The sequence below is a fragment of the Caballeronia choica genome, from assembly GCF_001544535.1.
Lineage (GTDB): Bacteria > Pseudomonadota > Gammaproteobacteria > Burkholderiales > Burkholderiaceae > Caballeronia > Caballeronia choica.
In genome coordinates this window covers 34,374-57,460 of sequence record NZ_FCON02000043.1, presented here as the reverse complement: position 1 = coordinate 57,460, position 23,087 = coordinate 34,374, and the positions used below count along the sequence as shown (strand labels likewise).

Below are 23,087 nucleotides of genomic sequence, written 5' to 3'. Positions count from 1 at the left end.
TGAAACCCCGCTAACGACACTCCCCCGGTTGGACCACTCCGAGGGAGCGGTCTGGAGGCGCATGGCAAGGATTGGCGGTGGGAAGCTGCTTTCTTTGCTTACTTTCTTTGCAGCAGCAAAGAAAGTGAGTCCCGCCCCGGACAGGGGCAGAGCAAATAAACCGACATGAATACAAGTTCCATGGAAGCCTAGGCGCATCAAACGGTGTAAACAACGGCGCCCCCAACCCCAACCCCAACCGCAACCCAAGCGCCAGCGAACAACCCAGTCCGATTGAAGGAAGAAACATGTTGAAGAAGTGGTCGATCCGTACAACGTTGACATTGGTGGGCCTGCTCTTCGTGAGCTTCGCCGCGGTGGTAGGCGCGCTGTCGCTGACGGGACTGAACACCGCGAGCACATCGCTTTCGGCGCTGGCGCAACAGGACATGGTATCAATCCGCGCCCTCGGCGAGGCATCGTCGTACCTGCTGCGCTCGCGCATAACACTCGACCGCGTGCGTTCGCTCTCGGAATCCGGCAACGCCGACGAAGCAAAACAAGCCCTGGACCGCGGCCAGTTCCTCCTCGACAAGTCGAACGAAAACTGGAAGCTCTACCTCGATACACCCAAGCCCACACTGCCGCAGGCGACCCTCGACGCAGTCACCACACAGCACGACGCACTGCTCCACAACGGCGTCGAACCGGAGTTCGCGGCAATCCGCGCAGGCGACCTCGCCGCTTACCACGCCATCGCCGACACGAAGATCAGCCCGATGTTCGTCGCGTTCGATACCGCCGCATCCGCCGCGGTAGCGTTCCAGCAAAAACACGCGGAAGACCTGCGCGCAAGCACGGCAGCACACATCGACACGCTCAGCGCGGCGATCGCGGTCGTGCTGGTGTTGTCGGTCCTGACGCTGCTCGCCACGCGCGTCGCCCTGCGCGGCCTGATCGTGCAACCGATCAACGACGCCGTCGATCACTTCGACCGCATCTCGCGCGGCGACCTGACGAAGTCCGCCCACACCGACAAGACCAACGAAATCGGTCGCCTGTTCGCAGGCATCGAGCGCATGCGCACGAACCTGACGTCGATGGTCGGCGCGGTGCATCGCGGCGCGGAATCGATCGACGTCGGCGCGCGCGAAATCGCGAGCGGCAATACCGATCTGTCGCAACGCACGGAAGAGCAGGCGGCTTCGCTGCAGGAAACGGCGTCGAGCATGGAGGAACTCACGAGCACGGTGAAGCAGAACGCCGAGAACGCGCGCCAGGCGAGCCAGCTCGCAGTCAGCGCGTCGGACATCGCATCGCGCGGCGGTCAGGTGGTCGATCAGGTCGTCGATACGATGCACGCGATCGCGTCAAGTTCGAGCAAGGTCGTCGATATCATCGGCGTGATCGAAGGCATCGCGTTTCAGACCAATATCCTCGCGCTGAACGCGGCCGTGGAAGCGGCGCGCGCCGGTGAGGAAGGGCGCGGCTTCGCGGTGGTCGCGGGCGAAGTGCGCTCGCTCGCGCAACGCAGCGCAGCGGCGGCGAAGGAGATCAAGGCGCTGATCGGCGACTCGGCCGGGAAGGTGGAAAGCGGCTCGGAACTCGTCGCGCGGGCCGGCGAAACGATGGGCGAGATCGTGCAGGCCGTGCGCCGCGTGACCGACATCATGGGCGAAATCAGCGCGGCCTCCGACGAGCAGTCGGATGGCATCGAGCAGGTCAATCGCGCGGTCACGCAGATGGACAGCGTCACGCAGCAGAACGCGGCGCTCGTCGAACAGGCGGCGGCAGCGGCCGCGTCGCTCGAAGACCAGACGCGCCAGTTGAAGGACGTCGTCGGGCAATGGCGGGTTGAGAGCAGGATGGTCAAGTCGGCTGCTTCGGTAGCGGCGGCGCGCCTGAATACGCTTGCAGCGCGCGTCGAGCCGGCGCCGCTCAAGACGGCCAGGCGCGACGACGCCACGAAAGTTGCGCCGGAGCCTAACGTCGCGCGTAATCGCGCCGTTAATAAAGGTACGGCACAGCCGAAAACCAGCGCGACGGCGGCAGCAACACCCGCCACGGCAAGCCGTGCGGCGCGAGCCACCGCCGCCGCCGACGGCGACTGGGAAACTTTTTAAGTCAGTGTTTTTGACGCAACGTGAAACGACCATGCAGGTTTTCGGCATCTCGCCCCGCGACGGGCGACTCATCGAAGCGCGCGAACGCGGCGCGCATCGGGCCGCATGGTCGTCGGGAATCGGCATCGCGGCGCGCGGTGCAACTCCACGAGAGGCATGAGGCACGATGATGGCAACGCGCCAGGTACGCGTCGACACGACTGAGCGTCCAAGGACCTCCGATGTCGAACGCGATTTCGAATTCACGTCGGCGGATTTCGCCCGCATTCGCGAGCTGATCCATCGCCGCGCGGGCATCTCGCTGTCCGACCACAAGCGCGACATGGCGTACAGCCGCCTCGCGCGACGCTTGCGCGCGTGCGGCATCGATACGTTCCGGCACTATCTCGACCGCCTCGAAGCGAGCGGCGACAGTGCCGAGTGGGAAGCTTTCGTCAACGCGCTGACCACCAACCTGACGGCGTTCTTTCGCGAGTCGCATCACTTCCCGATCCTCGCGGATTTCGCAAAGCGCCGGCAGCAGCCGGTGTCGGTGTGGTGCTCGGCGGCATCGACGGGCGAGGAGCCGTATTCGATCGCGATGACGCTGATCGAAGCGCTCGGCGAGCACGCGGCGCGCCAGTGCACGGTGCTCTCGACCGACATCGACAGCCAGGTGCTCGCGAAGGCCGATGCGGGCGTCTATTCGCTCGATCAGGTGAAGCCATTGAGCACGGAGCGCCTGAAGCGTTTCTTCCTGAAGGGCACGGGCGTGCATGAGGGCCTGGTGAAGGTGCGGCCGGAGGTGCGCGCGCTCGTGAAGTTCGAGCGCCTGAACCTGACCGATTCGAACTACAACCTGAAGACGCCGTTCGACGCGATCTTCTGCCGCAACGTGATGATCTACTTCGACAAGCCGACGCAGGCGCAGGTGCTGTCGCGCTTCGAGCCGTTGATGAAGCCGGGCGCGCTGCTCTTTGCCGGTCACTCGGAGAACTTCACGTACGTGACGCAGGCGTTCAGGTTGCGCGGCCAGACGGTGTACGAACTCGCTCGCGATGCGAAGGCGGGAGCGCATTCGAAACATGCGCGCGTGCTGGCGGGAGAAGTCGCATGAGCGGCCTGCCGATCGCGTCGAATCTTTACTTCGACACGCACTTTCAGAAGCCCGGCGTGAAGCTGCTGCCGAACGAGTTCTACATGACGAGCGAGGACATGGTGCTCGTCACGGTGCTCGGTTCGTGCGTGGCGGCATGCATCAACGATCGCACGGCGGGCATCGGCGGGATGAACCACTTCATGCTGCCCGACGACGGCACGGACGCGTCATACGCGTCATCGGATTCGATGCGCTACGGCGCCTATGCAATGGAAGTGCTGATCAACGAAATGATCAAGCGCGGCGGACGGCGCGAACGCTTCGAGGCGAAGGTGTTCGGCGGCGGCGCGGTGCTCGCCGGCATGACGACCATCAACATCGGCGATCGCAACTCCGAGTTCGTGCGGCGCTATCTCGCGCTGGAAAAGATCCGCATCGTCGCCGAGGACTTGCAGGGCATGCATCCGCGCAAGGTCGCGTTCATGCCGCGCACCGGCCAGGTGATGGTCAAGAAGCTGAAGACGCAGCAGGAGACGAGCGTCGTCGAGCGTGAGCAGGCGCTTGCCACGCGCACGCCGGAAGAGCGCGCGGAACGGCTCGCGCGAGCGCGGGCGCGCGTCGAGTTGTTCAGTCAGGGCGTGAAGCCGCGCATGGCGCTGTTCGGCGCCGCCGCGACAGCTACCGCAACCGCGCGTCCCGAAGGCACGACGAAGCCTGCCGCGAAACCTCGCATCGAATTGTTCGGCTCGGCATCAGGGCTGAACGCTACCGGTCTGGCGCGCGCGGAGCGCGGCACGAAGACCGTGGAGGAAGCATGACCACGACCTGGCAGGCAGGGCAAAAAATCAAGGTGCTGTGCGTCGACGATTCGGCGCTCGTGCGCAGCCTGATGACCGAGATCATCAACTCGCAGCCCGACATGCACGTATGCGCGACCGCGCCCGACCCGCTCGTCGCGCGCGAACTGATCAAGCAGCACAACCCCGACGTCCTGACGCTCGACGTCGAAATGCCGCGCATGGACGGCCTCGATTTCCTCGAGAAGCTGATGCGCCTGCGGCCGATGCCGGTCGTGATGGTGTCGTCGCTGACCGAGCGCGGCAACGAGATCACGCTGCGCGCGCTGGAACTCGGGGCGGTCGATTTCGTCACGAAGCCGAAGGTCGGCATCCGCGACGGCATGCTCGACTACGCCGAGAAGCTCGCCGACAAGATCCGCGCGGCGTCGCGCGCACGCGTCAGGCAGACGCCGCACGCACAACACGCGCACGCCGGCGCGCCGAGCGCTGTCGCGAAACCGGCGCCGCTTTTCAACAATCCGCTCGTCAGTACCGAGAAGCTGATCATCGTCGGCGCGTCGACGGGCGGCACCGAAGCGATCCGCGAACTGCTCGTGCCGCTTCCGCCCGACGCGCCCGCCGTGATGATCGCGCAACACATGCCGCCGGGCTTCACGAAGTCGTTCGCGCAGCGCCTGAACGGCTTGTGCCGCATTGCGGTGAAGGAAGCGGAGCACGGCGAGCGCGTGTTGCCCGGCCACGCTTACATCGCGCCGGGCCACGCTCACCTCGTGCTCGCGAGAAGCGGGGCGAACTACGTCGCGCATCTGTCGGATGCGCCGCCGGTGAACCGGCACCGGCCGTCGGTCGACGTGCTGTTTCGCTCGGCCGCGCAGCACGCGGGCAAGAACGCGCTCGGCGTGATCCTGACCGGCATGGGCCGCGACGGCGCCGCCGGCCTGCTCGACATGCAGCAGGCGGGCGCCTACACGTTCGCGCAGGACGAAGCGAGCTGCATCGTCTTCGGCATGCCGCGCGAGGCGATTGCGACGGGCGGCGTCAGCGAGATCGCGCCGCTCGCGGAAATGAGCCGGCGCGTGATGGCGCGGCTCGCAGCGATGGGCGAACGCGTGCAGCGCGTCTGAGCGCCGCTCTACACGAACACGAATTCGAATCTTGAATGCACACGCGGCGCACGCCGTATTGAGAACACACTGGAGTGAGTAAAGATGGACAAGAACATGAAGATCCTCGTCGTCGACGATTTCCCGACGATGCGCCGTATCGTGCGAAACCTGCTGAAGGAACTGGGCTATTCGAACGTCGATGAAGCCGAGGACGGCGCGGCGGGCCTCGCGCGCCTGCGCGGCGGCGGCTTCGACTTCGTGATCTCCGACTGGAACATGCCGAACCTCGACGGCCTCGCGATGCTTCAGCAGATTCGCGCCGACGCCACGCTCTCGCATCTGCCGGTGCTGATGGTGACGGCGGAATCGAAGAAGGAGAACATCATCGCGGCGGCGCAGGCCGGCGCGAGCGGCTACGTCGTGAAGCCGTTCACGGCGGCCACGCTCGACGAGAAGCTCACCAAGATTCTCGAGAAGCTGGCGAAAACCGGGAGCTGACCGTGGACGACTTCACTAACCAGGGCGGACTGGCCGTGGCCGTCGCCGTCGCCGACAGCGACAGTGATCCATCGAGTGATCGCATCCTCGCGCGCATCGGCCAGTTGACGCGCACGCTGCGCGACTCGATGCGCGAACTCGGCCTCGACAAGCAAGTCGAGGCGGCGGCGGAAATGGTGCCGGACGCGCGCGATCGCCTGAAATACGTCGCGACGATGACCGAGCAGGCCGCCGAGCGCGCGCTGAACGCGATCGAACTCGCCAAGCCGATGCAGGAAGCGATGCAGCGCGACGCGCAAGCGCTCGATGCGCGCTGGGGCGAGTGGTACGCGGCGCCGCTCGCGAAGGGCGAGGCGGGCGCGCTGATCGCCGATACGCGCGGCTTCCTCAAGCAAGTGCCGGAAAACACGCAGGCGACCAACGCTCAACTGCTCGAAATCATGCTGGCGCAGGATTTCCAGGATCTGACGGGGCAGGTCATCAAGAAGATCACGGACGTCGTGTACCTGATCGAGCAGCAACTGCTCGGCGTGCTGCTGGAAAACATCGCGCCCGAGCGGCGCGAGCAGTTCGCGGCGTCGGCGGCGGCGCTCGTTTCGGCGAGCGGCAGCCCGGAGACGCTGCTCAACGGTCCGCAGATCAATCCCGAAGGCCGCACCGATGTCGTGCAGGATCAGTCGCAGGTCGACGATCTGCTGGCAAGCCTCGGCTTCTAGCCCGCCAGACCCAGGCCGAAGAATTCGTCCGATATATCCGACGCGGGGCGCATAATTGCGCCCCGCGTTGCTATTTGCGCGGCTATTTTTTCCCTATGATCCGATTTTTGAGGGAAATCACTTAGCGCCCGGGTGCTCCCAAAGTTCCGGCCCGTGGGTTCCGGCTGGCATACTTCGTTGAATTGAATCGAAAGCTGTGTGTTTGCGGTTGTCGGTTCTCCTTGGCAATACCGTTTCGGCCGACAAACACGATCCCCGCGATCGAGCGGCCGGATGAAAGACGCAGGAGGAGCAGTGAAGTCACCGGTTCATTCCCATAACGGCCATCTTGCAGCCACGCCGCGCGTTGTATCGCGGTTCGTTCTGCCTTTGCTCGCCAGCCTGGTTGCCGCGTTCGCCGCGGCGCCGGCCCACGCCGTGCTCGGCGGCGCGCCGATGGCGACGCCGAATGGCGCCACGGCCAACGGCGCGGTGTCGCGCGCGGCCGTCGTTCCCGGTGGCGCTTCGGCTTCGCAGACCGCCGCGTCCTCCTCGGCCCCTTCGTATTCGGTCAGCTCGACGACGCTGGCCAGCGGCACGGTGGTGAACGAGTACGTTTCGGCGGCGGGCGTCGTGTTCGGCATCGCGTGGCAGGGACGGCAGATGCCCGACCTGCCGAACCTGCTCGGCAACTATTTTCCGCAGTATTTACAGGCCCTGAAGGCGCAGCGCGCGGCGCGCGGCAGTCGCGGGCCCGTCAGCGTGGAGGATTCCGGGCTCATCGTGCAGTCGGGCGGCCACATGGGCTCGTTCGCCGGCAAGGCGTATTTGCAAGACGCGCTGCCCGCCGGCGTCAGCGCCAGCGACATCCAGTAACGGACGGGAGAAACTCACATGCGTCCGACGCCCTACAGCATCGATTCATCGTCGCCATTCCTGACGCGCCTGCTTCGATGGTTCGTTACAGCGATGCTCGCAGCCGCGCTCGCCGCTTGCGGCGGCGGCGGTGGCGACAACAACTCCAGTAGCTCGTCGAGCGGCAGTTCGGGCGGCGGCTCGAATAGCGGATCGAGTGGCGGCTCGAACAGCGGCTCCGGCACCGGGGGCGGGACGAGCGGCGCGAACAGCCAGCCGATCACGCCCAACGGCTCGAATTCCGTGCCGATCACGGTCAACGCGGGCGCTGCGAATTTCGTGAACATTCCGAACGTGACGGTGACGATCTGCGCGCCCGGCACGTCCGTTTGCCAGACCATCGACAACATCCAGCTCGACACCGGCTCGTTCGGCCTGCGCATCGTCCGCGACGCCGCGCAGCAGGTGCTCGGCAGCCTGCCGGTCAGCGTCGCGCAGGGCGGCGGCCAGCTCGCCGAATGCACGCAGTTCGCCGATGGTTTCACCTGGGGCACGGTGCGTCAGGCCGATGTGAAGATCGGCGGCGAAACGGCGTCCAACATTCCGGTGCAGGTGATCGGCGATCTCGGTGCGTCGACGGTTCCGGCGAGCGGCTGCGTCAACGGCAGCAACGAGACCACCACGGCCGATCTCGGCGCGCACGGCATCCTCGGCGTGGGCAACGCGATCTACGATTGCGGCACGACCTGCCTGAATGCGGCGCAGAGCCTGTACTACTCGTGCCCGAACGGCACGAATTGCTCGCCGACCGCAGCGCCACTCGCGCAGCAGGTCGTCAATCCGGTCACGCGGTTCGCGGTCGACAACAACGGCGTGATCGTGCAAATGCCGCCTGTCGCCGATAGCGGCGCCGCGTCCGCGTCCGGCACGCTGATATTCGGCATCGGCACGCAGAGCAACAACGCGATCAGCGGCGTGACCGTGTTCGCCACCGACGGCACGGGCAACCTCAACGGCAGCTACAAGAACGCTTCCGTCACGACCTTCTTCGACTCAGGCTCGAACGGCACCTTCTTCAGCGACAGTTCGATTCCGGCGTGCAAGTCGTCGTCGGCGTTCTACTGTCCGGGTTCGGAATTGGCGTTGTCGAATGCGGTTCGCAGCACGGATGGCGTTTCGGCATCGACGGTGAATTTCAAAGTGGTCAGCGCGAGCACGCTGACGGCGAGCGGCGGGAAGTTCGCGTTCAATAGCCTGGCCGGCAATTTCGGCGACTCGCGGTTCTTCGACTTTGGATTGCCGTTCTTCTACGGGCGGCATGTCTATGTCGGGTTCGATCTGCCGGGGAAGAGCACGCCCTACGTGGCGTTTTAGTTTTAGTCTTAGTTCTGGTTTTGGCTGCTGCTGCTTTTACGCCGTTTGATGCGCGCGTCAAACGGCGTAAATAGCGTAGCGCCCAACCACGGGCGCCAGCGGTAATCTCCCGCCTTTACATCTTCTTCGCGCGAACCTGGGCGACCAGATAGTCGAGCACTTGCGTCGTGCCCGGCAGGCTGTTGGTCGCGGCCGGACCGGTTTCATACTTGCCCTGCACGACGAGCGTCGGCACGCCATCGATCTTGTAGTCCTGCATCAGCTTGCTGTCGCGCTGGATCGCGCTTTGCGTCGAGAACGAGTTGTACGCCTCCATGTACTTCTTCTTGTCGACGCCCTGCGTCGCCAGGAAGTCGGCCTGCGCCTGCGGCGTCAGCAGATAGTTCTTCTTGACGTGAATCTCGTGGAAGACGGCTGGTGTGACCTTTTCTGCGACGCCGAGCGCGTCGAGCGCGTGATACATCTTCGAGTGCGGAATGAAGTCGTCGCGGAAAGCGACCGGCACGCGCTTGAACACGACATCCGGGCCCTGCTTCTTCACCCACGCCTCGAGGTACGGCTCGAACTCGTTGCAATGCGGGCAGCCATACCAGAAGAACTCGATGACCTCGACCTTGCCGGCCGCATCGACGGGCTGGGCGGTCTGCAACACGGTGTAGTCCGTGCCGGCGACGGGCGCGGCAGGCGACGCGTGAGCCGCGTTCATGGCGCTCATCGCGCCGACTGCAATACCGAGGGAGACAGCGAGCGCACTGAACAGTTTTTTCATGATGTGACGGGGAAGGTGCGTGAAAAGGCCAATGAGGGCAAGGACGCCAGTGGGACACAGGACACTTAAGCCACGCTTAAGCAGCGTTCCCGACCCGCGCCCTCGATACGTCGATACAGCCAAGGGCGCGGGTTTTCGATGCCTATTGCTTGGAGAAGCGGATCACCGCGGTGTCGACGCCCGCATCGGAAAGACGCTGGCGCACGTTGTTCATGTCCTCGAACTTCGTGAACGGGCCGATGCGCACGCGATAGTACGTGACGCCGCCCGCATCGCGTTCCGTGACCTTCGACTCGAAGCCCTGGAAACCGAGCCGGGCGCGCTGCTGCTCGGCATCGGCCTGCGTCTTGTACGCGCCGACCTGGAGGAAGTAGCCAGTGTTCACGTCGCCGGGCGCGGGCGGGTTGGCTTTGGCGGCGGTCGGCGCGGACGTGCTCTTGCTGGCCGACGCGCTCGCCGTGCTGGTCGTGCTGGTGGCGGTGGGCGCACTCGCCGACGGCTTCTTCGCGATGGTCGAACTCGTGCCCTGCGAAGGCGCGGCGGGCTTCTGCGCAGCCGCCGACCCGTTCGAAGCCGGCGGCACCTCGACGATCTGCGGCTCTTCAAGCATCCCCGACGACTGCGTCTGGTTGTTGGTCTGTCCCGGCGCGGTGTTCGGCGGCGCGGGTTGCGCGGCTTGCGGCACGGGCTGTCCGGGCGTCTTGCCCTGCAGCGGGCGATTCGGGTCGTATGGCTGCGCGGCGGCGGGCGCCGAGCCCGAGTCGGTGGGCGGCGCGACCTTCGCCACGAACGGAGTGGGCGCGCGCGTGATGTACAGCGCGACGATGACTGCGATTGCCAGGCCGACAATCAAGCCCAGCACGATACCGAGAAAGGTTCCTCCGGCTTGCTTCGACTGCTTCGACGTGCCGCGTGGTTTTGCCATCGTATGAATCACCTGCAAAAAGTCTTCTGGATGGCCGCCGATTATAACGGCGGCCCGAAGCGGGCCAGCGCACGGCCCGGCCGCCTGAACGCGCCGAAAAGTCCGAATTGCGCGACGGGCGGCCGGGCCGATGCACCGGGTGGCATTTACATCTTGACGGGAGCGGAAACGCCGATTGTCGCCAGGCCGTTCGCGAGCACCTGACGCGTCGCCGCGAGCAATGCGATGCGCGCATTGCGCGGCGCCTCTTCATCGACGAGAACGCGCTCCGCATTGTAGAACGAGTGGAATTCGCCAGCGAGGTCGCGCAGATAGAACGCGACCGCGTGCTGCGCGAGTTCGTCGGCGGCATGCGCGAGCATGTCGGGGTATTCGGCGAGCTTGTTGAGCAGCGCCATCGCGCGTTCGCTCGAAAGCGGCGCGAGGTCGGCGTGGCCCGCCTGCGCGAGATCGCCGTTGTAGCGCGTCTGCCAGTCGGAGAGGATCGTGCTGATCCGTGCGTGCGCGTACTGCACGTAGTACACGGGGTTCTCGTCGTTCTGCTTGAGCGCCAGGTCGATGTCGAACACGAACTCGGTGTCCGCCTTGCGCGAGATCAGGAAGAAGCGCACGGCGTCGCGGCCACGGCGGATCGTTTCCTCGTCGAGTTCGTCCGGTGCCGTTTCGCTGCCCGGCGCCATGCCGCCCGACCATTCGATCAGGTCACGCACCGTCACGTAGCTGCCCGCGCGCTTCGAGATCTTCACTTCCTGGCCGTCGCGCATCACGGTAACCATCTTGTGCAGCACGTAGTCGGGGTAACCCTTCGGAATGCCGACACCCAGCCCCTGCAGCCCGGCGCGCACCCGCGCGATCGTGCCGTGGTGGTCCGAGCCCTGCACGTTGATGACCTTCGTGAAGCCGCGTTCCCACTTCGCGACGTGATACGCGACGTCCGGCACGAAGTACGTGTAGGTGCCGTCGGACTTGCGCATCACGCGGTCCTTGTCGTCGCCGTCGTCGGTCGTGCGCAGCCAGAGCGCGTTTTCGTGCTCGTAGGTCTTGCCGGCGGCGACCAGCGCGTTGACCGTCGCTTCGACCCGGCCTTCCTTGTACAGCGACGACTCCAGGTAGAACTGGTCGAACTTCACGCCGAACGCGGTCAGGTCCATGTCCTGCTCGTGGCGCAGATAGGCGACGGCGAAGACGCGGATCGCATCGAGGTCGTCGACGTCGCCCTTGCCCTTGACCGGCGCGCCGTCCTTCGCCGCGACGGTCGCGCCCGCCAGGTAGTCGCGCGCGATGTCCGCGATGTATTCGCCGTTGTACGCGGCTTCCGGCCAGCCGGCGTCGCCGGGTTTGAGCCCTCGGGCGCGGGCTTGCGTCGAGATCGCGAGGTTGCCGATCTGCACGCCGGCGTCGTTGTAGTAGAACTCGCGATGCACCGCGTAGCCCTGCGTCGCGAGCAGGTTCGAGAGCGCGTCGCCGAGGGTGGCCTGACGGCCGTGGCCGACGTGCAGCGGCCCCGTCGGGTTCGCCGAGACGAACTCGATCAGCACGCGCTTGCCTGCTTCGCGGGTGGAATGGCCATAGTCCGCGCCTTCCGCGAGCACGGCCGGGACCACTGCTTGCTTCGCGGTAGCCGCGAGACGCAGGTTGATGAAGCCGGGGCCGGCGACTTCGGCACCGTCGACGAGACCCTTCGCGGCCGGATTCGCGAGCACCGCATCGACGATCTGCTGGGCCAGTTGGCGCGGATTCGCGCGCAGCGGCTTGGCGAGCTGCATGGCGACGTTCGATGCGACGTCGCCATGCGCCGCGACCTTCGGACGTTCGAGGACGATCGACGGTTCGACGAACGCGGCTTCCGACGCGCCCTGAGTGGCGAGCGCGACCTGCTTGACCGCGCTGGTGAGGAGCGTTTCGAGGGTGTGTTTGTGTGCGGGCAGCATGCTGAGTGTGATCCAGTGGACCGGGTCCAGTGTGGTGTGGCGTGACGCGGGCGCGAAGGCCGGCGTGCAATCGGGTCAATCGGATCGGGGAGGCGCGTGCGGCGGCTTTCGCGCGCTTCACGATTTGCGACCATTCCGATTGCCTTGGATGTCGAAACCGGATTTTAGCAGGTGCTAATATGTCGAATCAGGGTCGTCGTCAGGGAAGCCGTCTGGGAAACATACGCGCCGTGGCCTATGCGTCCGATACGCGGCCGACGCGTTTCGCTTACAACCCAACATAAGGAAAAGGACCTTGCCATGCTGATCACTTTCAAAACCAGCGCCGCACCCGACGTCATGATGCTCGCAGACCTGGCGGAGTATCTGCTCGGCATCATCGGCAAACATCTCAGCGAACGCGGGGTCATCATGCACGATGAACTGCCGGTCGCGATCCAGAAACTGGAATCGGCCGTGGTCGTCGACAAGAAGGAACGCGCCGAGCACGACGGGCGGTTTCACGAAGGCGAAGAAGGCCACGAGCCGCACGAGATTCCGATCGGCCTCGCGCAGCGTGCCTTTCCGTTCCTCGACATGCTGCGCCTCGCGCAGAAGGCGAACACCGACATTCTTTGGGGCGTGTGAAGGCAGAATTGCCTTGCGCCGCTGCTGCGGGATTAAGGAAGCGCTGAACACCTGCTCTGGGTGAGGCGCTTTCTCCAGCGCAGTCAAAAAAAACCCGCATCGACAAACGATGCGGGTTTTTTCTTATGACATAACGGGAAACCGCGGTTCCTGCTACTGCGTTTGACCGTTGCTGCTCGCGGCCGGCGCGCTCGCGCCTTTCTTGGGCTTCTTGGGCTTCTTCTTGTGCTCGGTGACCGGCGGTGAATACGACGACACGCTGCTCGCATTTTGAGCGAACGCGACTGAACCACCGGACGTGAACAGGACAGCTGCGGCAACGGCAACGACGGGCGTCAGCTTCTTCATGCGGCTTTCTCCGTGACAAAAAAATGCGTGACCGTCGCCATGACGGGCATTCGCAACGCCAAGTCTACGGAAATAAAAAATTCCTGACCGCAGCGCCCGGTGTTTTTCCGTATCAGGTAGCGCGTATGTTGGTCAGAGCAACGGTGCCAGCGCGCGCTCTGCGTCCTTCTTTGACAGCGACATGCGTTGCGCGAAACTCTCCACCTGGTCGTCGCCGATCTTGCCGACCGAGAAGTACGTGCTGTCCGGATGCGCCAGATAGAAGCCCGACACGCTCGCGGCCGGCAACATGGCGAGCGATTCCGTCACGCTCATGCCGATTTCGCCGGCCTGCAGCACGTCGAACATGTCCTTCTTCACGAGGTGATCCGGGCACGCGGGATAACCCGGCGCCGGACGGATGCCGCGATATTGCTCCGCGATCAGCGCGGCGTTGTCGAGCGTTTCGGCGGACGCGTAGCCCCACAACTCGCGGCGCACGCGTGCATGGAGCGCTTCAGCGAAGGCCTCGGCGAAGCGGTCGGCGAGCGCCTTCAGCATGATCGCGCTGTAGTCGTCGTGATCGGCTTCGAACTGCTGCTCCTTCTTGTCGACGCCAAGGCCCGCCGTCACCGCGAAGAGTCCGATGTAGTCGGCCACGCCCGAATCCTTTGGCGCGATGAAATCGGCAAGCGACCGGTTTGGCCGCATCACGCCGTCGACGACTGGCCGCACGCTCTGCTGGCGCAGGTTGCGCCACGTCAGCGCGACTTGGGTGCGGGTTTCGTCGGTGTAGATCTCGATGTCGTCGTCGTTCACGGTGTTCGCGGGCAGCAGCATGACGACGCCGTTCGCCGTGAGCCACCGGCCCTGGATGATGCGCGAGAGCATCGACTTGCCGTCGGAGAACACGCGCCGCGCCGATTCGCCGACGATCTCGTCGTTCAGGATCGCCGGATACGGGCCGGCCAGGTCCCAGGTCTGGAAGAACGGAGCCCAGTCGATGTAGTTCGCCAGTTCCGCGAGGTCGTAGTTCTTGAATATGCGCCGGCCGATGAACGTCGGCTTCTTCGGCGTGTAGTTCGCCCAGTCGACCCTGGTCTTGTTGGCGCGCGCCTCGGCATAAGTGACCATCGGCAGCGCCTTCTTGTTCGCGTGCTGCGTGCGGATGCGGTCGTAGTCGATCTTGAGGTCGTCGAGATACTTCGCCGCGCCTTCATCCGACAGCAGGCTCGACGCCACCGATACCGAGCGCGACGCATCCGGCACATAGACCACCGGACCTTCGTAATGCGGCGCGATCTTCACGGCCGTGTGTACGCGCGAAGTCGTCGCGCCGCCGATCAGGAGCGGCGTCTGCCTGCCGCGGAAATAGTCGTCGCGCTGCATCTCGGACGCGACGTAGGCCATTTCCTCGAGGCTCGGCGTAATCAGCCCTGACAGGCCGATGATGTCCGCGCCTTCCTCCTTCGCCTTCTGCAGGATGGTGGCGCACGGCACCATCACGCCCATGTTGACCACTTCGAAGTTGTTGCACTGGAGCACGACCGACACGATGTTCTTGCCGATGTCGTGCACGTCGCCCTTGACGGTCGCGATCACGATCTTGCCCTTCGGGCGCACGTCCGCGCCGGCATCGGCCATGCGCTTCTTTTCTTCTTCGATGTACGGGATCAGGTGCGCGACGGCCTGCTTCATCACGCGCGCCGACTTGACCACTTGCGGCAGGAACATCTTGCCCGCGCCGAACAGGTCGCCGACGATGTTCATGCCGTCCATCAGCGGGCCTTCGATCACGTTGATCGGACGCCCGCCCGCCTGCTCGATCTTCGCGCGCACTTCCTCCGTATCCTCGACGATGAAGTTCGTGATGCCGTGCACGAGCGCGTGCGAGAGGCGCGCCTCGACCGGCTGGTTGCGCCATTCGAGGTTCTCTTCCTTTTTCGCGGCGCCGGTCTTGAAGCGGTCGGCGGCTTCGAGCAGACGGTCGGTGCCGTCGGCGCGGCGGTTCAGCACGACGTCTTCGGCGAGTTCGCGCAGTTCGGGATCGAGGTCCTGATAGACGCCGAGTTGTCCGGCATTGACGATGCCCATGTCCATGCCGGCCTGGATCGCGTGATACAGGAACACGGTGTGGATCGCCTCGCGCACCGTGTCGTTGCCGCGAAACGAGAACGACACGTTCGACACCCCGCCGCTCACCTTCGCGTGCGGCAGGTTTTGCTTGATCCAGCGCGTCGCGTTGATGAAGTCGACGGCGTAGTTGTTGTGCTCTTCGATGCCCGTCGCGATCGCGAAGATGTTCGGGTCGAAGATGATGTCTTCGGGCGGGAAACCCACTTCGTTCACGAGGAACTCGTACGAGCGCTTGCAGATTTGCGTCTTGCGCTCGAAGGTGTCGGCCTGGCCTTGTTCGTCGAAGGCCATCACCACGGCTGCCGCGCCGTAGCGGCGAATCAGCATCGCGTGGTGGCGGAACGGTGCTTCGCCTTCCTTCAGCGAGATCGAGTTCACGATCGCCTTGCCCTGCACGCACTTGAGGCCGGCCTCGATCACCTCGAACTTCGACGAGTCGATCATGATCGGCACGCGCGCGATGTCCGGTTCCGATGCGATCAGATTCAGGAAGCGGACCATTGCCGCTTTCGAATCGAGCATCGCTTCGTCCATGTTGATGTCGATGACCTGCGCGCCGTTCTCGACCTGCTGGCGCGCGACGGCGAGCGCTTCGTCGAACTGGCCGTTGAGGATCATGCGCGCGAAGGCCTTCGATCCGGTCACGTTGGTGCGCTCACCGACGTTGATGAAGAGAGAGCCTTCGGTGACGTTGAACGGTTCGAGGCCGGAGAGGCGCATCGTGTGATCGGTCATGGTGTGCAGTGTGTGGTTGTCTTGATCAGGCTGCATCGCGATAGTGCGAGGGCCATTTGCGCGGCTTTACATCGGCGAGTGCCTTCGCTATCTCCGCAATATGCTCCGGCGTCGTCCCGCAGCACCCGCCCGCGAGGTTCACCAACCCCGCTTGCGCAAATTCCTTCAGCAATCCCGAAGTCACATCAGGCGTTTCATCGAAGCCCGTGTCGCTCATCGGATTCGGCAGGCCCGCGTTCGGATAGCACGACACGTACGTATCGCAGAGCTTCGACAATTCGGCGATATACGGTCGCATCAGCGCGGCGCCCAGCGCGCAATTGAGACCGAACGTCAGCGGCCGCGCGTGGCGCAGCGAATTCCAGAACGCCTCGACCGTCTGTCCCGACAGAATCCGCCCCGAAGCATCCGTCACCGTTCCGGAGATCATGACCGGCAGCAGTTCGCCGGTATCCTCGAATAGTTCATCCAGCGCGAAAAGCGCAGCCTTCGCGTTCAGCGTGTCGAAAATCGTCTCGACGAGAAACAGGTCGCAGCCCGCCTCGAGCAGCGCCTTCGCCTGCTCGTAGTACGTGCTGCGCAGTTCGTCGAAGGTCACGTTGCGCGCGCCCGGGTCGTTCACGTCGGGTGAAATGCTCGCGGTTTTCGGCGTCGGCCCGATCGCGCCCGCGACGAAGCGCGGCTTGTCCGGCGTCGAGTATTTGTCGCAGGCCTCGCGGGCGAGCTTCACCGACTCGCGGTTCATCTCGGCCGCAAGCTCTTCCATGCCGTAATCGGCTTGCGCCACGCGCGTTGCGCCGAACGTGTTCGTCTCGACGATGTCCGCGCCGGCGGCGAGGTACTGATCGTGGATCTCGCGGATCACGTGCGGCTGCGTGATCGACAGCAACTCGTTGTTGCCCTTGATGTCGCGTCCGTAGTCCTTGAACCGCTCGCCGCGATACGCCGCTTCGTCGAGCTTGTAGCGCTGGATCATCGTGCCCATCGCGCCGTCGAGAATCAGGATGCGCTGCTGCAACAGTGCGGGCAACGCCGCGCCGCGCGTGTATGCACGGCGGGATGGGCGGCCGGCGGCGTCGGCCGGTGCGGTCGGAGTGGCGGTCTGGTTCATCGCAGGCAAGGTTTGCACCAGTAGGAAGACGGTCTGCCATTGTAGCCGGACGGGCGCGGTGCCGTTGCCGGCGCGGCAGCCATCGGGGAGCGCACAAAAACAAAAACCCCGTCGCGTGCGACGGGGTTCACGGGGTGTCACCTGTACAGCATCAGTGCGGCGCGAAGCCGGCGCCGGTGAACGATTCAGTGAAGAATCACCGGCTGGTTCATCAGAATATCGAACTGGCCCAGAAATTCATCGACATCTTCGAGCGACTGTTCCTCCGCGATCAGCTTTTGAACATGCTCGCGAAACTTGGCCGCAAGCGCGCCATCGATGAAGATTTCACGCTGCATGTTCTTGTCGACGATCTCGTAGCCACCGGCCTTCATGGCAAGGTGGTTGTCCTGCGGCGGGAATTCGACAACACAATAGTTAGGGCTGTTGTAGATCATTTGCATGGCGACACTCCTTATTCCTGATTGCTCCTGGCAATTCCTGCACCGTAGATGGAGCGCTTGGGTTGGAATTCAAGGGGTGGCCTCGACGTGTTGCCAGAAGCCCATCGAGGCTTTCTTTTAGACAGAACTCCGCAAAAATGTTTCAAGCAGGGCGGTAAATTGCGTCGAAGATTCGATCGGGGACAGATGCGCCGCGTCGAGTGTTTCAAAACGCGCACCCGGCACGGCGTCGGCGATCAGCTTCGATGCAGCATATGGCGTGCCCGTGTCATGTTTTCCGGCCACGACGAGTGTGGGCTTCGCCACCAAAGCGAGTTTATTGCGTACATCGAAGTTGCATACGGCCTCGGCCGCACGCGCGAAACCTTCCGATGGAGTACGCATTATCGTCTCGCTGACCGGCTCGACGACTTCGGGATGCCTGCGGCGGAAGTCCGCTGTAAGCCATCGTTCGAGCGTTCCCTCCACGATACTCGCAGTCCCGTTTTCGCGCACGGATGCTGCGCGTTGCGCGAATGTCGGACGCGCTTCCTCGGGCGTGAAGGCGGGCGCGCCGACCACCGTCAACGTATCGACGAGTGCCGCATGATCCGCCGCGAACTGCTGCGCGACCATTCCGCCGATCGACAGCCCGACCACATGCGTGCTCGGCGCCCCCAGCTTGTGCAGCAATTCGGCGAGGTCGTCGGAGAGCTGTTCGATGCTGAACGCTTCGGGTGACAGCGCCGTCTCGCCGTGGCCGCGCAGGTCGTAGCGCAGCACGGTGTATTTGTCGCGGAAGTAGCCGGCCTGTTGGTCCCACACCGACAGATCGCCCGCGAGTTGGTGGATAAACGTCAGCCAGGGGCCGCCGCCCTCGTTGCTCAGCACATAACGCGTGTCGATACCGTTGATCGTCACCTGCATGTCGGCTCCGTAGTCAATGCGGTTGCGGATAGAGCGCCCTTCGTCAGCAAATCGCGACAGGCATCAGGGCTTGACGGGTTGCATGGCGTCGGGCGCGGAATCGTCAGACGCATCTGGCGTGCCCGGACCGGTGGTTTCGACGCCATCGGGCGGTGTGCTATTCGCCGCGCCTGGCGGTTGAAGCTTGCCGCGCCAGAGCAGTTCGATCTGCATGCCATTCGGCTCGGTCTGCAGGATGCGCGCGGGCAGCCAGCCGAGCGACGGCGCAAGCCACACGTCGATACGCCGGCGGTCGCCCTCGCGACGCGGCAGGCGCGTGAAGTGCCGCGCGCTGAACGAGCCGCCGCGCGCCTGCACGGTTTCATCGCCGACGGTCTCGAACTGCCAGATCTCGTTGCTGTCGTTATCGGCGACGCTGAACTGACGCGTGACGCCCGGCTTGTACGTGTCGGGCGAGCCGCGCACGAGGCTCGCGAGCTGCATGAAGACGCTGAAGCGATCCTGTCCGCCATCGGCGAGCGGCTGGTTTGCGGGCGTGCGCGTATAGACGAGCTGCTTCGTTTCGCGATTGAAGATGGTGACGTCGGCGGCGCGGCGGCCGCGTTGCTGCGAATACTGTTCGGGCGCGATGCCGAAGCGGTCGATGTGGCCTTCGCTCGAATACACGAACGGTCCGATGAACGGTATCGGAATCGATACGACCATCGCGTAGTGCTGGCCGTCGTTGGTCCAGTGGATCGTGCCCGTCTGGTTCATCATACCGTTCACGAGCGTGTCGTAGCGCAGGTCGCCCGTTGGCGGGACGTCGAACTTGTCGCCGGGGGCAGCAGGGGCGGCCGCGGCCTGGGCGGCGGCGTTCGCGCTCGCCGCCGCAGCCGCCGACGCAGCGGATGCAGCCGCCGCCTGCGACGCAGCCGCGGCACTTGCAGCGTCCGCGGCTGCGATGGCTTGCGCATCCGGTTCATCGCGCGCGACGCTCATCACCGGTGCGGGCTTCGGCTGGGGCGCGACTGGCGCAATCGACGCGCGCGGCGCTACTGGCGCGCGAGGAGCCGGCGCCGGCGGAACAGCAGGTTTCGGAGGCGGCGGCGCGGCAGGCTCGACGGGCTTCGCCGTCAACAGCGCGACCTGCACAGGCACATGCTCGACGGGCGGCGCATTCGCTACGTTCCCATGGCCCCCGATCCACCGCGCCGCGCTCCAGTGCAGGGCGACGACCGCAAGCAGCACCAGCGCCCAGCGAGCCCAGCGGCGCGGCGGTCTGGAATCGGCGGTGTTGGCTGGGGCGCCATCGGTGGCGCGGGGGCGAAAGGGGAAGAACGACATCGAAACTGCCTTGAAAAGCGTGGAAAGGGGCAAGCGCGGGCAAACGCGGGGCAATCGCATATGACACGCGCGGCGAAAGCGATGTTCCGCGCATTCACTGCGCTTTCGCTTCAGCGCTCGTGATCCGCATACCCCAGTTGATACGAAAGGTCCGCGGCACAGGTGCGCAGTGCGGTATCGATTTCGCCGCCCCAGCGCGTATCGAACGCGCCTTCGTGACCCAGCGCGATCAGCCCGAGCGCGAGATCGCCCATCGAATCGAAGACGGGCGTGCAGAATGCGTGGATCGTCGGCAGCAACATGCCTTCCACGCGCGCCGCGCCGTGTCGGCGGACGTCTTCGAGCACAGGTTCGATGTCCGCCAGCGATTGCCGCGTGGCCGCGAGTTCCCGATCGAGCATCGCCTTCGTCTTGCTGCGCGGCAGATACGCGGCGAACAGCAGCCCTGTCGCCGACGACAGCAGCGGCATCACGTCGCCAAGTTTCAGCGAGGCCTTCGCCGGATAGCTCGATTCCATCCAGTGCACGACGGTCGGCCCCTGGTTGCCCCACACGGCGATGCCGACCGTCTGGTCCAGCCTGTCGCGCAATTCGGAGAGCGCGATTCGCGCGAGCTTCACGCCATCGACGCGCGCGAGACGCGCGAGCCCCATCTGCAACGCAAAGCCGCCGAGTTCGTAGCGGCCCGAAACCGGGTCCTGCGACGCGAGCCCGAGCCGCTGAAAGCTCACCAGATAACGATGCGCCTTCGCCGGGCTCATGCCCGCGCGCTGCGCGAGATCGCGCAGCATCATCGCGCGCGGTTCGTGGGTCAACACGTCGAGCAGGCGAAAGCCGACCTCGATCGACTGAATGCCGGAGCGCAACTTTTCTTCGGTGGCGTCGGAGTCAGCGGCGTCGCTTGTGTCTTCGGCTTCATCGGAGGAGGGCGGAAATTTCGAGGACATCAATCGAGGACATTAAAGTAGGTAAGAGCGAGCGGCAGATATCCCGCGCCGGATTCACCATCGTAAAATAGATTTCCTTTAACGTCACCCAACGATAAGACGCTTTATGAAACTTGCCACGCTGAAGGACGGCACGCGCGACGGCCAACTGGTCGTCGTTTCGCGCGACCTGCGCACGGCGGCGATCGCGGATGCGATTGTCGGAACGCTGCAACGCGCGCTCGACGACTGGACCTTCTACGCGCCGCAACTGCTCGATCTTTACGATTCGCTGAACCAGGGCCGCGCGCGCCACGCGTTCCCGTTCGACTCGAAGTCCTGCATGGCGCCGCTGCCGCGCGCGTTCCAGTGGGCCGACGGCTCGGCGTATGTGAATCACGTCGAACTCGTGCGCCGCGCGCGCGGCGCCGAGATGCCACCCGAATTCTGGACCGACCCGTTGATGTACCAGGGCGGCAGCGATGACTTCATCGGCCCGGCGGACGACATCGTGTGCGCGTCCGAAGCGTTCGGCATCGACTTCGAAGCGGAGATCGCCGCGCTCACGACCGATGTGCCGATGACCGCGAAGCCCGATGAAGCGCTGAAAAGCGTGCGTTTGCTGATGCTCGTCAACGACGTCTCGTTGCGCAACCTGATTCCGGCCGAACTGGCGAAGGGCTTCGGCTTCTTCCAGAGCAAGCCGGCGACGGCGTTTTCGCCGGTCGCGGTCACGCCCGATGAACTCGGCGACGCATGGCGCGAAGGCCGCGTGCATCGACCCATGACCGTGCACTGGAACGGCAAGAAAGTCGGGCAGCCGGATTGCGGCATCGACATGGTGTTCCACTTCGGCCAGTTGATCGCGCACGCGGCGAAGACGCGTAACCTGCGCGCGGGATCGATCGTCGGCTCGGGGACGATCTCGAACAAGGACGCCAAGCGCGGATATTGCTGTATCGCCGAGAAGCGATGCCTTGAAACCATCGAGCACGGCGCGCCGCAGACGGAGTTCATGAAGTTCGGCGACAGCGTGAAAATCGAAATGTTCGACGCAGCCGGCAAGTCGATTTTCGGCGCGATCGATCAGGCGGTGGTGGCGTTGCACGAGTGAGCGCCACCGCGCGGCGCAACGGGTTTCGCCCGATGCGCCCGCCATTGCGCCGCCTTACACTTGCCCGGCGGTGCGCACAAACAACAAGAAACTAGAAAAAGGAGACTCGGATGCAGCGTTGGCGAGCAGGGCTGAAGCGGTGGGCAATCGGTGTATCGATCATGACGTCGGCGGCGGCTTTCGCGCAAACGCCGCCTGTGAAGATCGGTCTGGTCCTGTCGCTCACGGGGCCGGCCGCGTCGCTCGGCATTCCCGCGCGGGATACGGTCGCGCTGCTGCCGAAGGAAATGGGCGGTCGGCCGGTCGACTACATCGTCCTCGACGACGCCTCAGACACCACGCAAGCCGTGCAGACCACGAAGAAGCTGATCTCGGAGGACCACGTCGATGCGATCATCGGTTCGTCGATCACGCCGAATTCGCTCGCGATGATCGATGTGGTGGCCGAAGGCGAAACGCCGATGATCTCGCTGGCGTCGTCGGCGAAGATCATCGAGCCGGTCGATGCCAAGCGCCACTGGGTGTTCAAGACACCGCAAACCGATGCGATGATGGCGTCCGCCATCGCCGAGCACGCGAGCGATCACGGCGTGAAGACGATGGCCTACATCGGCCAGGCGGATGCGCTCGGCGAAACGTTCTATGTCGAAGTCGCGAAATTCGCGCAATTGCACAAGATCACGATGGTCGCGAATGAGCGCTTCAATCGCACCGATCCGAGCGTGACTGGGCAGATCCTCAAGATTCTCGCGGCGAAGCCGGATGCGGTGGTCGTCGGCGCGGCCGGCACGCCCGCCGCACTGCCGCCGAAGACGCTCGTGATGCGCGGCTACAAGGGCAAGATCTATCATAACCACGGCACCGGGAATCGCGATTTCCTGCGCGTGTGCGGCGCCGATTGCAACGGCACCTTCCTGCCGACGAGCCCGGTGCTCGTCGCTGCGCAGCTTCCCGACGATCATCCCGCGAAACGTCTTGCGCTTGCGTACATCAAACTGTACGAGGCGCAGCGCGGTCCGGGTTCGGTGTCGGCGTTCGGCTCGTACGCGTGGGACGCGGGCATGTTGCTGAACCGGGCCATGCCGCTCGCGATGAAAGCGGGCGCACCCGGCACGCCGGAGTTTCGCCGTGCGCTGCGCGACGCGCTCGAGGGCACGAAGAATTTCGCCGATACCAATGGCCTCGTCAACATGACGCCCAACGACCACATCGGCCTCGACCAGCGTGCGCGCGTGATGGTGGAAATCCGCGATGGCAAGTGGATTTATCAGCCGCACTGACGGGCTTCATCGAAGTCCCTTAC

At 64.5% G+C, this 23,087-nt stretch carries 21 protein-coding genes; 11 read left to right on the top strand and 10 right to left on the bottom strand.

The window, feature by feature from the left end:
- Positions 1-287: 287 nt before the first annotated feature.
- From AWB68_RS19815 to AWB68_RS19780, 8 genes are all read left to right on the top strand, one after another.
- The gene (locus AWB68_RS19815) at positions 288-2,102 is read left to right on the top strand and encodes a methyl-accepting chemotaxis protein (RefSeq protein WP_087646045.1); all 1,815 of its coding nucleotides are present in this window, start codon (positions 288-290) and stop codon (positions 2,100-2,102) included.
- Between the two features lie 166 nt (positions 2,103-2,268).
- Positions 2,269-3,198 (top strand): CheR family methyltransferase, encoded by a 930-nt coding sequence (locus AWB68_RS19810; protein ID WP_087646044.1) that lies wholly within the window; start codon positions 2,269-2,271, stop codon positions 3,196-3,198.
- Positions 3,195-3,998, top strand: a complete 804-nt coding sequence (gene cheD / locus AWB68_RS19805; protein WP_087646043.1) for a chemoreceptor glutamine deamidase CheD — start codon at positions 3,195-3,197, stop codon at positions 3,996-3,998. The genes AWB68_RS19810 and cheD overlap by 4 nt, the downstream gene beginning before the upstream one ends.
- Positions 3,995-5,104 (top strand): protein-glutamate methylesterase/protein-glutamine glutaminase, encoded by a 1,110-nt coding sequence (locus tag AWB68_RS19800; RefSeq protein ID WP_087646042.1) that lies wholly within the window; start codon positions 3,995-3,997, stop codon positions 5,102-5,104. The genes cheD and AWB68_RS19800 overlap by 4 nt, the downstream gene beginning before the upstream one ends.
- Positions 5,105-5,188: 84 nt before the next feature.
- On the top strand, positions 5,189-5,584 hold the full coding sequence (gene cheY / locus AWB68_RS19795) for a chemotaxis response regulator CheY (protein WP_087646041.1): 396 nt from the start codon (positions 5,189-5,191) through the stop codon (positions 5,582-5,584).
- 29 nt (positions 5,585-5,613) lie between these two features.
- Positions 5,614-6,300 (top strand): protein phosphatase CheZ, encoded by a 687-nt coding sequence (gene cheZ / locus AWB68_RS19790; protein ID WP_235028420.1) that lies wholly within the window; start codon positions 5,614-5,616, stop codon positions 6,298-6,300.
- A gap of 294 nt (positions 6,301-6,594) precedes the next feature.
- Positions 6,595-7,155, top strand: a complete 561-nt coding sequence (locus tag AWB68_RS19785) for a DUF2844 domain-containing protein (protein ID WP_235028416.1) — start codon at positions 6,595-6,597, stop codon at positions 7,153-7,155.
- An 18-nt stretch (positions 7,156-7,173) separates the two neighbouring features.
- The gene (locus AWB68_RS19780) at positions 7,174-8,508 is read left to right on the top strand and encodes a DUF3443 domain-containing protein (protein ID WP_087646038.1); all 1,335 of its coding nucleotides are present in this window, start codon (positions 7,174-7,176) and stop codon (positions 8,506-8,508) included.
- A gap of 115 nt (positions 8,509-8,623) precedes the next feature.
- Here AWB68_RS19780 and AWB68_RS19775 read toward each other — a convergent pair whose 3' ends face one another.
- The 3 genes from AWB68_RS19775 to argS all read right to left on the bottom strand — a co-directional run bounded on the left by AWB68_RS19775 (position 8,624) and on the right by argS (position 12,133).
- Positions 8,624-9,277 carry a thiol:disulfide interchange protein DsbA/DsbL gene (locus AWB68_RS19775; RefSeq protein WP_087646037.1) on the bottom strand — a complete coding sequence of 218 codons (654 nt, stop codon included), beginning with the start codon at positions 9,275-9,277 and terminating at the stop codon, positions 8,624-8,626.
- Positions 9,278-9,419: 142 nt separating this feature from the next.
- On the bottom strand, positions 9,420-10,220 hold the full coding sequence (locus AWB68_RS19770; protein ID WP_087646036.1) for an SPOR domain-containing protein: 801 nt from the start codon (positions 10,218-10,220) through the stop codon (positions 9,420-9,422).
- Between the two features lie 128 nt (positions 10,221-10,348).
- A complete protein-coding gene (gene argS / locus AWB68_RS19765; protein ID WP_087646035.1) occupies positions 10,349-12,133 on the bottom strand; it encodes an arginine--tRNA ligase in 1,785 nt (594 codons plus the stop codon).
- Between the two features lie 300 nt (positions 12,134-12,433).
- Here argS and AWB68_RS19760 point away from each other — a divergent pair, with 300 nt between their 5' ends.
- Entirely contained in the window at positions 12,434-12,760 is a 327-nt protein-coding gene (locus AWB68_RS19760; RefSeq protein WP_087646034.1) for a DUF1840 domain-containing protein, read from the top strand.
- A 153-nt stretch (positions 12,761-12,913) separates the two neighbouring features.
- On the opposite strand, the gene AWB68_RS19755 is transcribed toward AWB68_RS19760, so the two are convergent.
- The 7 genes from AWB68_RS19755 to AWB68_RS19725 form a co-directional block, all read right to left on the bottom strand.
- Entirely contained in the window at positions 12,914-13,108 is a 195-nt protein-coding gene (locus AWB68_RS19755; protein WP_087646033.1) for a hypothetical protein, read from the bottom strand.
- A gap of 132 nt (positions 13,109-13,240) precedes the next feature.
- Positions 13,241-15,958 carry a methionine synthase gene (gene metH / locus AWB68_RS19750; protein WP_200828741.1) on the bottom strand — a complete coding sequence of 906 codons (2,718 nt, stop codon included), beginning with the start codon at positions 15,956-15,958 and terminating at the stop codon, positions 13,241-13,243.
- Between the two features lie 25 nt (positions 15,959-15,983).
- A complete protein-coding gene (locus AWB68_RS19745; RefSeq protein WP_087646032.1) occupies positions 15,984-17,069 on the bottom strand; it encodes a homocysteine S-methyltransferase family protein in 1,086 nt (361 codons plus the stop codon).
- A gap of 185 nt (positions 17,070-17,254) precedes the next feature.
- Positions 17,255-17,512: a BTH_I0359 family protein gene (locus tag AWB68_RS19740; protein ID WP_087646031.1), complete on the bottom strand. Its 258-nt coding sequence runs from the start codon at positions 17,510-17,512 to the stop codon at positions 17,255-17,257.
- 117 nt (positions 17,513-17,629) lie between these two features.
- Positions 17,630-18,418: an alpha/beta fold hydrolase gene (locus AWB68_RS19735; RefSeq protein WP_087646030.1), complete on the bottom strand. Its 789-nt coding sequence runs from the start codon at positions 18,416-18,418 to the stop codon at positions 17,630-17,632.
- Between the two features lie 63 nt (positions 18,419-18,481).
- The gene (locus AWB68_RS19730) at positions 18,482-19,744 is read right to left on the bottom strand and encodes a DUF3108 domain-containing protein (protein ID WP_087646029.1); all 1,263 of its coding nucleotides are present in this window, start codon (positions 19,742-19,744) and stop codon (positions 18,482-18,484) included.
- A 110-nt stretch (positions 19,745-19,854) separates the two neighbouring features.
- A complete protein-coding gene (locus AWB68_RS19725) occupies positions 19,855-20,691 on the bottom strand; it encodes an IclR family transcriptional regulator (RefSeq protein ID WP_087646028.1) in 837 nt (278 codons plus the stop codon).
- Positions 20,692-20,797: 106 nt separating this feature from the next.
- Here AWB68_RS19725 and AWB68_RS19720 point away from each other — a divergent pair, with 106 nt between their 5' ends.
- Positions 20,798-21,784: a fumarylacetoacetate hydrolase family protein gene (locus AWB68_RS19720; protein WP_087646027.1), complete on the top strand. Its 987-nt coding sequence runs from the start codon at positions 20,798-20,800 to the stop codon at positions 21,782-21,784.
- A 161-nt stretch (positions 21,785-21,945) separates the two neighbouring features.
- Positions 21,946-23,064 (top strand): ABC transporter substrate-binding protein, encoded by a 1,119-nt coding sequence (locus AWB68_RS19715; RefSeq protein ID WP_087646050.1) that lies wholly within the window; start codon positions 21,946-21,948, stop codon positions 23,062-23,064.
- Positions 23,065-23,087 lie beyond the last annotated feature (23 nt).

What these genes read in the sequence shown, in the direction of transcription:
- cheD (WP_087646043.1), top strand. Translation starts at nt 3,195, where the DNA reads ATGAGCGGCCTGCCGATCGCGTCGAATCTTTACTTCGACACGCACTTT.
- AWB68_RS19775 (WP_087646037.1), bottom strand. Translation starts at nt 9,277, where the DNA reads ATGAAAAAACTGTTCAGTGCGCTCGCTGTCTCCCTCGGTATTGCAGTC.
- AWB68_RS19735 (WP_087646030.1), bottom strand. Translation starts at nt 18,418, where the DNA reads ATGCAGGTGACGATCAACGGTATCGACACGCGTTATGTGCTGAGCAAC.
- AWB68_RS19730 (WP_087646029.1), bottom strand. Translation starts at nt 19,744, where the DNA reads ATGTCGTTCTTCCCCTTTCGCCCCCGCGCCACCGATGGCGCCCCAGCC.
- argS (WP_087646035.1), bottom strand. Translation starts at nt 12,133, where the DNA reads ATGCTGCCCGCACACAAACACACCCTCGAAACGCTCCTCACCAGCGCG.
- AWB68_RS19745 (WP_087646032.1), bottom strand. Translation starts at nt 17,069, where the DNA reads ATGAACCAGACCGCCACTCCGACCGCACCGGCCGACGCCGCCGGCCGC.
- AWB68_RS19720 (WP_087646027.1), top strand. Translation starts at nt 20,798, where the DNA reads ATGAAACTTGCCACGCTGAAGGACGGCACGCGCGACGGCCAACTGGTC.
- AWB68_RS19740 (WP_087646031.1), bottom strand. Translation starts at nt 17,512, where the DNA reads ATGCAAATGATCTACAACAGCCCTAACTATTGTGTTGTCGAATTCCCG.
- AWB68_RS19810 (WP_087646044.1), top strand. Translation starts at nt 2,269, where the DNA reads ATGATGGCAACGCGCCAGGTACGCGTCGACACGACTGAGCGTCCAAGG.
- metH (WP_200828741.1), bottom strand. Translation starts at nt 15,958, where the DNA reads ATGACCGATCACACGATGCGCCTCTCCGGCCTCGAACCGTTCAACGTC.
- cheY (WP_087646041.1), top strand. Translation starts at nt 5,189, where the DNA reads ATGGACAAGAACATGAAGATCCTCGTCGTCGACGATTTCCCGACGATG.
- AWB68_RS19760 (WP_087646034.1), top strand. Translation starts at nt 12,434, where the DNA reads ATGCTGATCACTTTCAAAACCAGCGCCGCACCCGACGTCATGATGCTC.
- AWB68_RS19800 (WP_087646042.1), top strand. Translation starts at nt 3,995, where the DNA reads ATGACCACGACCTGGCAGGCAGGGCAAAAAATCAAGGTGCTGTGCGTC.
- AWB68_RS19780 (WP_087646038.1), top strand. Translation starts at nt 7,174, where the DNA reads ATGCGTCCGACGCCCTACAGCATCGATTCATCGTCGCCATTCCTGACG.
- AWB68_RS19725 (WP_087646028.1), bottom strand. Translation starts at nt 20,691, where the DNA reads ATGTCCTCGAAATTTCCGCCCTCCTCCGATGAAGCCGAAGACACAAGC.
- AWB68_RS19755 (WP_087646033.1), bottom strand. Translation starts at nt 13,108, where the DNA reads ATGAAGAAGCTGACGCCCGTCGTTGCCGTTGCCGCAGCTGTCCTGTTC.
- AWB68_RS19715 (WP_087646050.1), top strand. Translation starts at nt 21,946, where the DNA reads ATGACGTCGGCGGCGGCTTTCGCGCAAACGCCGCCTGTGAAGATCGGT.
- AWB68_RS19815 (WP_087646045.1), top strand. Translation starts at nt 288, where the DNA reads ATGTTGAAGAAGTGGTCGATCCGTACAACGTTGACATTGGTGGGCCTG.